This is a genomic window from Succinimonas sp. (assembly GCF_045225735.1).
Taxonomy (GTDB): Bacteria; Pseudomonadota; Gammaproteobacteria; order Enterobacterales; family Succinivibrionaceae; genus Succinimonas.
The window spans coordinates 1-10,688 of sequence record NZ_JBGVBR010000213.1; the positions used below are offsets into that span (position 1 = coordinate 1).

Annotated in this window: 9 protein-coding genes; all 9 read left to right on the top strand. The window is 52.0% G+C overall.

All coding sequences use genetic code 11. From position 1 onward, the window contains the following. Positions 1–903: ATP-binding protein (locus tag ACJROR_RS07355; protein ID WP_406546553.1), on the top strand; the 903-nt coding region annotated here is incomplete at its 5' end. Between the two features lie 255 nt (positions 904–1,158). Then, positions 1,159–2,721: an AAA family ATPase gene (locus tag ACJROR_RS07360; protein ID WP_406546554.1), complete on the top strand. Its 1,563-nt coding sequence runs from the start codon at positions 1,159–1,161 to the stop codon at positions 2,719–2,721. 298 nt (positions 2,722–3,019) lie between these two features. After that, complete coding sequence (locus tag ACJROR_RS07365) at positions 3,020–3,619, top strand: FKBP-type peptidyl-prolyl cis-trans isomerase (RefSeq protein WP_406546555.1); 600 nt, start codon at positions 3,020–3,022, stop codon at positions 3,617–3,619. Positions 3,620–3,639: 20 nt separating this feature from the next. Further along, a complete protein-coding gene (gene dapB, locus ACJROR_RS07370) occupies positions 3,640–4,446 on the top strand; it encodes a 4-hydroxy-tetrahydrodipicolinate reductase (protein ID WP_406546556.1) in 807 nt (268 codons plus the stop codon). A 183-nt stretch (positions 4,447–4,629) separates the two neighbouring features. Then, positions 4,630–5,994 (top strand): GGDEF domain-containing protein, encoded by a 1,365-nt coding sequence (locus ACJROR_RS07375; protein WP_406546557.1) that lies wholly within the window; start codon positions 4,630–4,632, stop codon positions 5,992–5,994. A gap of 211 nt (positions 5,995–6,205) precedes the next feature. Continuing rightward, positions 6,206–7,339 (top strand): nuclease-related domain-containing protein, encoded by a 1,134-nt coding sequence (locus tag ACJROR_RS07380; RefSeq protein WP_406546558.1) that lies wholly within the window; start codon positions 6,206–6,208, stop codon positions 7,337–7,339. 55 nt (positions 7,340–7,394) lie between these two features. Then, positions 7,395–8,477: a bile acid:sodium symporter family protein gene (locus ACJROR_RS07385; protein ID WP_406546559.1), complete on the top strand. Its 1,083-nt coding sequence runs from the start codon at positions 7,395–7,397 to the stop codon at positions 8,475–8,477. 14 nt (positions 8,478–8,491) lie between these two features. Then, complete coding sequence (locus tag ACJROR_RS07390) at positions 8,492–9,196, top strand: pseudouridine synthase (protein ID WP_406546560.1); 705 nt, start codon at positions 8,492–8,494, stop codon at positions 9,194–9,196. Positions 9,197–9,708: 512 nt separating this feature from the next. Beyond that, the coding region (locus tag ACJROR_RS07395; RefSeq protein WP_406546561.1) for an HAD domain-containing protein at positions 9,709–10,688 on the top strand (980 nt) is incomplete at its 3' end.

Genomic DNA, 10,688 nt, shown 5'->3' on the forward strand with positions numbered 1-10,688 from the left:
CAGATAGAGGAAGCCGTTATGTTTGTGCTGAGAAACATCAGACTCGGGGCTGAAATTAGAGGCATTCGCCGAGTAGAGTCATACGAACTCCCGGAGGATGCCATAAGGGAAATGATAATAAATGCTCATTGTCATCGTAACTATAACGAACCGTCCTCTGTTCAGGTAGCAGTGTACGATGATCGCCTGGAGGTTACTTCCCCCGGAGGATTATATAAAGGCTTAACCCTTGACAAAGCGATTGAGGGGCATTCAACATTACGAAACCGTATTATTGCAAACGTTTTTTGTCAGATGGGCCTTATCGAATCATGGGGAACCGGCCTTCGCAGAATAAAGTCGGCTGCCGAAGATTTTAAGCTTCCTCCTCCCAGGTTTATCGATTCGTCTATCGCTTTTCGGGTGAATCTTTTCCGAAAGACTGCACTGGATGCAGATCAAACTAGCGGAAAAACTTCGGAGGAACTTCGGAATAACTTCGGAGAAACTTCCGAAGTATCACCGCAAGATCACCGCAATTCTGAGGATTCGCCGCAAGATCACCACAATATTACCGAAGTATCGCCGCAAGATCACCGCAATTCTGAGAATTCACCGCAAGATCACCGCAATATTACCGAAGTATCGCCGCAAGATCACCGCAATGCCGAAACATCTGCGCAAGTTCATAATAAATTTAAAGAGAGGATTAAACTACCTTCTAGGCAATTTAAAATTATTTCAATAATCAAGTCTGATACTTTTGTTACACTAAAGGCCGTATCAGAACAGTTAGGCATACCTCAAAGAACTATTGAATATAATATTAAACAGTTAAGAGAACTTGGAATTTTAAATAGAAAGGGAGGAGCAAGAAAAGGGTATTGGGAAGTCAAAGATTTAGAGATCGATTTTGGATACTGAAAAAATAATACATGATTTAAACCGACGTTTTCAGCCGTTTTGCCGGCCATTGCCTGAGCTGTTCATGTGTTATGGCAATAATGGGTGGCAGTGAAGGCGTCAATCAGGCAATGATGACAGGACATCCCGGGCTGTCTTGTCAGGGGAAATCAGAATCGCATTGTTTCGCAAGGCCTTCCGGCTTAACTGCGTACCGGGACGACAAAAGGGCGGGCAAATACGACAGAACAGGGGAGAACACAGGATAAAATGAGCATGTATCTCAATCCCGGCAATGATGGCTTTAAGGAAATTCTTAACAGTTCCTGCTACATTGACAAGACCGGCATCATATCTCTGATTAATGGCAGCATTAATACTTTGGACAAGCTGATCTGCGTATCCCGTCCCCGGCGTTTCGGAAAATCCATCGCCGCTAAAACAATCTCTGCCTACTATGATTGTTCCTGCGATTCCAAAGCTCTGTTTGACGGTAAGGAAATCAGCAAATCGCCTTCGTACGAAACACATCTCAACAAATACAATGTCATTTCTCTTGACATGACAAACATCATTGGTAACACAAAACCCAGTAATATGATTTCCTTTATCACGGAAAATATTACACAGGAGCTGCTTGCGGTATATCCAACTGCAATAAGGGGAACTTCATTTGACGGTACTCTCTTAAACGCCTTAGAAGCCGGAAGTCCTAAATTCATTATGATAATAGATGAATGGGATGCCCCAATTCGGGAAACTCCTGAAATAGCAAAGGATTATCTTACCTTTTTGAGGACACTGTTCAAGGGTAGTACTACCGCGTCAAAAATCTTTGCCGCGGCTTACATGACGGGCATTCTTCCCATTAAAAAGGGCAAATCGGAGTCCGCTCTTTCCGACTTCATCGAATACACGATTATCGACACTGATTCCTATGCGCCTTATACAGGTTTTACCGAAGCTGAAGTGCAAACGCTTTGTCTGGAACACGGCCTGGATTTCAGCGAAGCAAAAAAATGGTACGACGGCTATTCGCTGAACGGCCTCTCAGTATACAATCCTTATTCTGTCATGAGGGCTTTTAAAAGAAGAAAATTCGCATCTTACTGGAAACAGACTTCTGCTGCCGAAAACCTTATAACCTACATCAGCATGGATTTTGAAAGCTTGCAGTCGGATATTCTGCGGCTCATTGCGGGTGAGCATCTCCCAGTGGATGTATCAGTGTTTCAGAATGACATCAGAGTCATTACTTCCCGAGACGACGTAATGACTCTTCTTATCCATCTGGGGTATCTGACTTATGACAGCAGCGCCGGAACAGCGTATATCCCAAATGAAGAATTAAAAAACGAATTTGAGACCCTTCTCAGACATCCTCGGCATCCAAAGCTTCAGAAGCTGGTTACCGCTTCCGAAAAGCTTCTTCAGGACACCCTTGACGGCAACGAAAAGGCCGTGGCCGCGGCCATTGACAGCATCAGAGGTACCAACTATGCGCCAGCCTTTTATAATAATGAACAGGCGCTCCGCTATGTAATTAAATTTGCTTACATTGTTTGCGCGGATCATTATATGAGGATTGAAGAACTTCCATCCGGAAAAGGACTTGCAGATGTGGTATATATTCCCGGAGGAGCATACCCTTACCTTAAAGCTCTGGTAATAGAGCTTAAATGGAACAAAACTTCCGGGGGTGCTCTGGAGCAAATCAAAAACCGCAATTATCCGGCTGTTCTTGAAAATTACTCCGGAGACATATTGCTTGCCGGCATCAATTATGATGAAAAAACAAAAAAGCATGATTGCCGAATTGAGGTAATAACCAAGCAGTAAGACCATGGTGATTTTCAGCATCTTTCGATCCGTCATCATTTGGTGTTTATTCAGATGCTCCGAAAAAACTGCTTTGTAGACATTCCTTCACGCATTTAGGTTGCTCCCACTGGGAATACTCTTGCCTCCGGTACCGGATCTGGAATCGTTCGTTTTTCATGATCGTCATGTTTCCTGCCGGTAACCGCAGGCCTTAAATGCGGCCTTCCTCCGGCCTCATAAATTTCCCTCCGAACATGAAAAGCTGTTACAATGGGGCAGTTTTTGCAGCATGCATCCCCTGTTTTAGGAAAAGATAATGGAAATTAAAACTACCGAAGAAATCGTAAGCTATGGTCTGGGGGTTCAGGTAGCCTCCCGGCTCAGCTTTTTCCCGGGCTTCAGCTTTGAGGCTCTTCTGGAAGGCATCAAGGACGGCGCTCAGGGCTCTCTCAGACTTGATGATGCGGTAATATCCGCCGCCTTCAAGGCCATTAACGAAAAGCTCAAAAAGGAGCAGGAGGAGCTTGCCAAAGCTTCTCAGGCTGCCAGCGAGAAGTACCTTAAGGAAAATGCTCAGAAGGAAGGCGTTACCGTAACCCCATCCGGACTCCAGTATGAGGTGCTTAAGGAAGGCTCCGGCAAGATCCCCACCCGCGATGACAAGGTAAAGGTGCATTATCATGGCACCTTCACCGACGGCCGGGTGTTTGATTCCTCCGTGGAACGCGGCGAACCTGCCGTATTCGGCGTCACTCAGGTGATCAAGGGCTGGACCGAGGCTCTGCAGCTTATGAAGACCGGCTCCAAATACCGCCTCACCATCCCCTCTGATCTGGCCTACGGGGACAGCGGCGCCGGCACCATTCCGCCCAAGGCCGCTCTGATTTTTGATGTGGAACTTCTTGAAATTCTCTGATTTGTTAAGGAAATACAGACATGGCTATTAAAATTGCTGTGGCCGGCGTTAACGGACGCATGGGACGCTGCCTGGTTCAGGCTATCAGCGCTCCGGATTCCGGCTGCGTTCTTTCCGCTGCCACCGAGGCACCCGATTCCTCCGTGATCGGAGCAGATGCCGGGGAAATCGCCGGCGTGGGCAAAAACGGCGTTACCATTGCTTCATCTCTTGCTGAAGCAGGGGACTTTGACATTCTTATCGAATTCACCCGTCCGGCTCCTTCTTTAAGCGACCTCGCCTTCTGCGCCGCCCGGAACAAGGCCGTGGTGCTGGGCACTACCGGGTTTTCCGACGAAGAGAAGAAGGTGATTTCCGAAACCGCCAAGACCGTTCCGGTGGTATTTGCCTCCAACTTCAGCGTCGGGGTGAATCTGGTATTCAAGCTTTTGGATATGGCCACCCGGGTCATGGGCAATACCGCTGACATTGAAATCATCGAAGCCCACCACCGCCATAAGGTTGACGCTCCCTCCGGCACTGCTCTCAGCATGGGGGAGGCCGTGGCTCACGCTCTGGGAAGGAACCTCAGCGATATCTCCGTGCGGGGCCGGGACGGCATCACCGGGGAAAGACCTCACGGGGTCATCGGCTTCTCCGCTATCCGGGGCGGCGACATTGTGGGAGATCATACCGTTCTCTTTGCCCAGGACGGCGAAAGGGTGGAGATCACTCATAAGGCCTCCAGCAGAATGACCTTTGCCAACGGCGCGGTCAGAGCTGCCGCATGGCTCTCCGGCAAGGCTCCCGCTCTTTATGACATGCAGGACGTGCTGAATCTCCGCTGATATGCGGCTGTCTCTCAGAGATCCCCGGACTCCGGGGATTTTTTATTTGTCCCGAAAACGGACGCAGGATGTTTTCAAGGAAGGGATTTTATCCCTGTGGCAATCATCTCCTCCGGAGTGATATAATTTAGCCATCCTTTGATTTTTTTGTATATTTCTGTGACACAGACCCGAAAAACAGTTATGACCAACACCGGCAAAAATGGCGTTTCCCTGAGAAACCTGAACTTCTGTCTCATCCTGGCAGCCTCGGCAGTTTCTGCTCTCATGATCTATTCGACGTTTTCATTGTCATCGTCGTTTACCGCGCTGTCCGAAGCCGTAACCAAGCATCACAGCCTCGAAAATGACGCCGCCAGCCTCATAAATGCCTCGGATTATCTTACGGAAAACGCCCAGCGCTATGTCATTTCCGGTAACCGCCGTTATCTGGAAAACTACCTTACCGAAGCCAATGTTACCCGCCGAAGGGAAAATGCGGTGGATCACATGGCGGAAATCACCGAAGCCTCCAAGGCTCTCATGAAGCTCAGAGAAGCCATGGGGATTTCTAAAAAGCTGATGTATCAGGAATACTACGCCATGCTGCTGGTGCTGAGCACCAAGCCCGGCGAGCCCGTGCCCGACAGCCTGAGTTCCATTACTGTCAGAGCTGAGGATCAGGCGCTTTCCGTTCCCGAAAAGCTCCGTCTGGCCCAGTCCTACGTTTTCAGCGAGAACTACTATCACCAGAAGGAACAGATCAGAAACAGCATGTCAGAAAGCCTTGCCGAAATCCACCTCATCACTGACCGGGCGGAAAAGGCCTCCGCGGACAGCCATTTCTCGGAGATCTCCCGGGAGCGCTGGGTAATCTCCATTCAGGTGCTGGCCATTATGGGCATGATCCTCCTGACTTCCTATCTCGGCATCACTCCGGTATTGCGGGCCGCCGAGAAGATCAAATCCGACAGTCCCCTGCAGGAGTCGGGCAGCAACGAGTTCCGCTTCCTGGCCCGCGCCTATAACCAGATGTTCCGCAAGAACAACCACCGACTGGCCCGGCTGAATTACAAGGCCTCCATGGATGAGCTTACCGGACTTTACAACCGCTCTGCCTGCGAGCTTATTCTGTCCGCCATGGATATTAAATCCTCCTGGCTCCTGCTGGTAACCGCGGACTCTCCGGAAAGCGAAGAGATCCCCGCTCAGGATAGCAGCGGAGAGGATGATGCCACTGCCGCCGCCCTTAAGAAAATCGCCCGGGCTCTCACCCAGGCCTTCAGAACCGATGACTATATCTGCCGCATCGGATCCCGGGATTTTCTGGTGTTTATGTTCAATGCCGACAAATCCAAGGAGCTCATGGTTAACAAGAAGGCCGAGCTGATCCGGAGTCAGCTCGCAGATACTGAGGACGGCACACCGGAAGTCCCGGTAACCATAAGCTCTGTCCATGGCTCCGCTATTCCCGATGCCTCCGCGCTTATGGAACCGGTGTCCCGGGATCCCAACGCACCCCGGCGGTTCTCCCGGGCCGGCAGGGCGTTTTTTCATAAGATCGCCTGACGGATCCCGGCGGCTTTACGGCGGATTGCTATCTCTTTACCCTTCCTGAAAAGCGATTCCGGACGTCACGGATCTGGAAGGGCTTCCTTTTACAACCGCCGGAATTTGTTTTAAAATCCCCCTGAATTTTCCGCTTCCGGGATTTCCTCCGGCCCGTCCTGAGAGATGCGGCCCTGTATTCCGGAGCGCTCAGTGATATGAGAAGCGAGCCATGTTGAGTACCTCCCTCCTGATTGTTATTGCCGCTTTGGCCGCGCTGCTGGCAGCCGCTCTGGTCTGGCGCTATATCGGCAGCAGAGGGAAGCCGGGACGGGAGAACAGACTGCGTCCGGATCAGGAGTCCGGATCCGGCCCCCGCCGGAAGCGCCCGGGCCGCCGGCTCTTTTCTTTTTTATTCCGGCGCCGGAGAAACAAGAATGCCGTATCCGGCACCGTGCACAACACCCACGCCCCGCAGAAGCTCCCTGATGCCCGCAAGTTCGAGGAATGGAAGATGCGGATCTCCTCGGGAGTAGATGAAAAGATGCTCCTGGACTATATGGAGTTTCTCCGGCTTTATCCCGGATCCCGGGTGCGGCACCGAGGCCGCAAGAAGGTGATCTACTCCTATACCGGGAAGGAGCTGGGCACTCTCAAGGGCATGTTTCTGAATGTCATTGTGCCTACCCCCAGACTCTACACCACCTCCAAGGAACAGTTCCGGGAATTTCTGATAAATCTCGGGGTGTCCGGACTCACCGAGCGTCCCAATTACGAGGAGCGCAGCGGCAAGCTTCGGGTGGATCGCCATCTCTCCGAAACCGACCGCCGCATCAAAACCGCCGGCAATATCGGGGAAAAGGCAGTGCGGGACGTTCTCGAAAAGCTGCCTCCCGAATACAAGTCCGTCAGCGGCATCTATCTTGAGATCGAGGGCAGTCTCCGGCTGGAGCTGGATCATGTGGTTATCGGCCCCAGCGGTATGTTTATCCTGGAAACCAAGGCCTTCGGCATCACTCCCGAGGGCGTCAATAACCGTCTGGTGCTTTTTATCAATAAGGACGGCGAATGGAGCAAAACCGAGCACGGCCGGAGAGTGCCTCTCAATTCTCCCGAGGAACAGATCACCCGGCAGCAGCAGATCATGCAGGATTTTTTCCGGCCCATTAATATCACCCCCCGGGTGATCCTGGTGCTGGCCAACCGCAAGGCGGCGCTGGGCCGGATCGAAAGACGTCCGCCGTTTGTGATTTCCCGGCTGGAGGATCTCCCGAATTACATTGTGAAGCCCGCAGCGGGACAGGAGCTTTCTTCGGAAATGATCTCCAGCGCGCTTTCCCTGCTGGACATGCACCGGCTTAACTGATCGCGTACGATTTTCTGTTTCTTCTGTTTATCTTCAAGCATCCGAGAAATACACCATGCCAAATTCATTAAACAATGCTCCGGAACCTGCCGTAAAGGAAGGGCCGGTCTTTATTTTTTTTAAACGCATTTCAGATCATGTCGGGCGTTACATGGCTCTTTACGCCGTTCTGGTAACCTTGCTGGCCTATTTTGTCCGGGGGAGCTTCACCTCCTTCATGGGGAATCCGGATTTTCTGGGAGGCCAGCTGAACGTAACCAATCTCCTGATGGTGATTATGTTCGGCATGGGCATGACCCTCCGCTTTGATGATTTCAAGGTGGTGTTCACCAGACCCCGGGACATGCTGGTGGGGGAAGCGGCGCAGTTTATGGTAATGCCTCTTGCCGGTTTTCTCCTGTGTCTGGCGTTTCAGCTGCCGCCGGAGCTGGCGGTAGGGGTGATCCTCACCGGCTGCTGCCCCGGCGGCACCGCCTCCAACGTCATGACCTACATGGCCCGGGGAGACGTGGCGCTGTCCGTGGGCATGACCGCCGCTGCCACCGTGCTGGCGCCCGTGCTGACTCCGCTCCTTACTATGTTTTATACCGGACTCTATTCGGACAGCATCGGGGGATCGGATATCCACGTGGACGCCCTAGGCATGTTTGTGGGGATCATTAAGATCGTCATTGTTCCCATTGCTCTCGGCATGCTCCTGAACCGCTTCTTCCGGAAGTTCACCGCTAACTTAACTGCCGGACTCCCTCTGATCTCCTGCATCGGCATCTGTCTCATTATCGGATTTGTCATTGACAAGAGCGGAGAGAGTCTGCTGGAAAAAGGCTTCATTATTATTCTGGCGGTGATCCTCCATAACCTTATCGGCTACCTCATGGGCTTCTTAGCGGGCTGGGCTCTCCGGCTTCCGGCTCCCCGGCGGAATGCCATCACCATCGAGGTAGGCATGCAGAATTCCGGCCTTGCCACGGCTCTGGCCGCTACCTGCTTCCCGGCCATGATCCTGGCTCAGGTGCCGGGAGCCATTTTCAGCGCCTGGCATAACATTTCCGGAGCCATTGCCGCCGGTCTTATGGCAAGGAGCGTTACTCCGGAACCCGCCGCATCCGCTGCCCCTGACAGCAGCCAGAAGGAATAGCTAAGGAGATCCCCGTGGAAACCATCCGACTTGATAAATGCGTGGCTCAGAATTACGGCTGCTCCCGCCGGGAAGCCGGGATCCTCATAAGAAAGGGGCTCGTCACCGTTAACGGCGTGCCTGTCCGGGATGCCGCCCTGAAGGTGTCGGGAGCGGATCAGGTGCGGAATGCCGAGCAGGATCTTGAGGTGGTTACCCGGGAAGCGCCCCGTTACTTTATGCTGAATAAGCCCCGGGGCGTAATTACCGCCACGGACGACAGCGAGCATTCCACGGTGATGTCCTGTTTTTGGAATGAAGCCGGAGGACTTTTTCCGGTAGGAAGGCTGGATCTGGATACGGAAGGGCTTCTTTTTGTCACCGATGACGGAGCCTGGGCCCACCGGGTTACCGCTCCTTCTCGCAAGTGTCCCAAGGTCTACGAGGCCGAGCTGGAAAACCCGGCAGATCCGGGATTAAAGGAAATCTTTGCCGCCGGGGTGCTTCTCCGGGGGGAAAAGACTCCCACGCTGCCCGCGGATCTCGAAATCCTGGCGCCGAACCTTGTCCGGCTTACCATTTACGAGGGCCGCTACCATCAGGTAAAGAGAATGTTCGCTTCTCAGGGCAATCACGTTATCTCCCTGAAAAGAATCGCTATTGGCGGCATTGCTCTTCCCGAGGATCTCCTTCCGGGAGAATACCGTCCGCTGACTCCCGAGGAGGCGGCGCTCTTTTAGCAGGCCTGCTTTTGGGAAGGGGGCCGGATTTCTTTCCAGATCTTTCTAAACCCCGCTCACAAAATCTGAAATGCGAAACGTAAAGACTCTCGGCGATCCCGGGAGTTTTTTTGCTTTCGGAAATCGCTGCGTTGAGGGAAGACGCCCGGGAAAATTGTGATTTCCAAAATAGCCCGACATCGTCCCGGTCTCGCCCAGATCGTCTTTTCATCCTGTTTGCCGGCATTTGCTGTATCTTACCCTTTGGCAGCCCACCTGTATTTAACGTGAATAAGCAAACAACCGGAAGTACTGTCGAATCAGGTTCGGACGGCGCTCATAATAAGCAGAATTTGTGATATATTACACAACCTTATGCATATTATTAACGTGTTCAGTCATGATATACACGGATACATATCCATTGTGTTAGAATTTCACCGCTAAAGAAATTATATTCAATATTCCGCCGGAAGAAGTCCCGGGTTATACCCCGGAACATCCTCTTCGGCGTCAATTCAGGAAAACATGGTATGACAAAAGATATGACAAAAGAATCCTCATGGCCGGACAGAGTAAGCCCGAAGCTCCTCTTTCTGGACTGCGACACCCTAACTGAAACCGGCCCTGTGCCTCCCGAGTTTTCCCGGGAGGAGTGCCTTACGTTTCTTAAAAGCAAGGAAGCTTTCAGCTATTACGTAAGAAGCCAGGCCAGAAAGACCGCGGAAGATGAGGATCTTTCGGAGGATGAGAAGGCGGCCCGGGAAGTCGCAAGAGCCGCCCGGGAGCAGGAGGACACGGAATACCTTAACGCTCTCGGAAATGAGGCGCTTTTCTTTCTGAGCAGGCTCACAGAAGGCAGCGCGGTGGGTAGTTTAACCGATTTCTGCGCCGAACACGATGCCTCCAAAAAGGAGCTGGCTCACTCTGTACTCCTTGCTTCCGCAAAATTCCCGGAGGATGAAGCCGCAAAGCTTACCGTCCTTTTGAAATCCCGTCTTGCCAGAGTCCAGGATGTGGTGTTTATGGCGGATCGCGGGGAGCTGGTGTCCCGTGTTAATGACATTCTGAAAGGTCAGAAGAAGCCGCCGCGTTATGCCATGGTGAGCCGGGAGGATTTAAGCGGGGATTTCTGGGGGCGGTTTGTGTTATTTGACGAGAGCAAGCGGGTGCCCAATCAGAACTCCCCCGTATGCGCCGGGGAAGTCCGCATCCTCAATCTGGTATTCTACGAGTTGGAGTATACCTTCGGCTGGTCATTCTGGTGGGAAGAACCTTACCACCAGGAGGCCTCGCCATTTAACAAGGTGATTTTTCTGGATGTGGACGGGGTGCTCAATAACGATGAATACCATTACAACGATCCCAGGATAGACCCGGCGTTTGTGGCCAATCTCAAGTATATCGTGTCTGAAACCGATGCCGACATCATTCTTTCCGGCTCCTGGAAGGGCGGCTACTACTATTACGCCAAGGAGGGCTTTGTGAAGTGCAGCGATGCCACTGCTGAGCT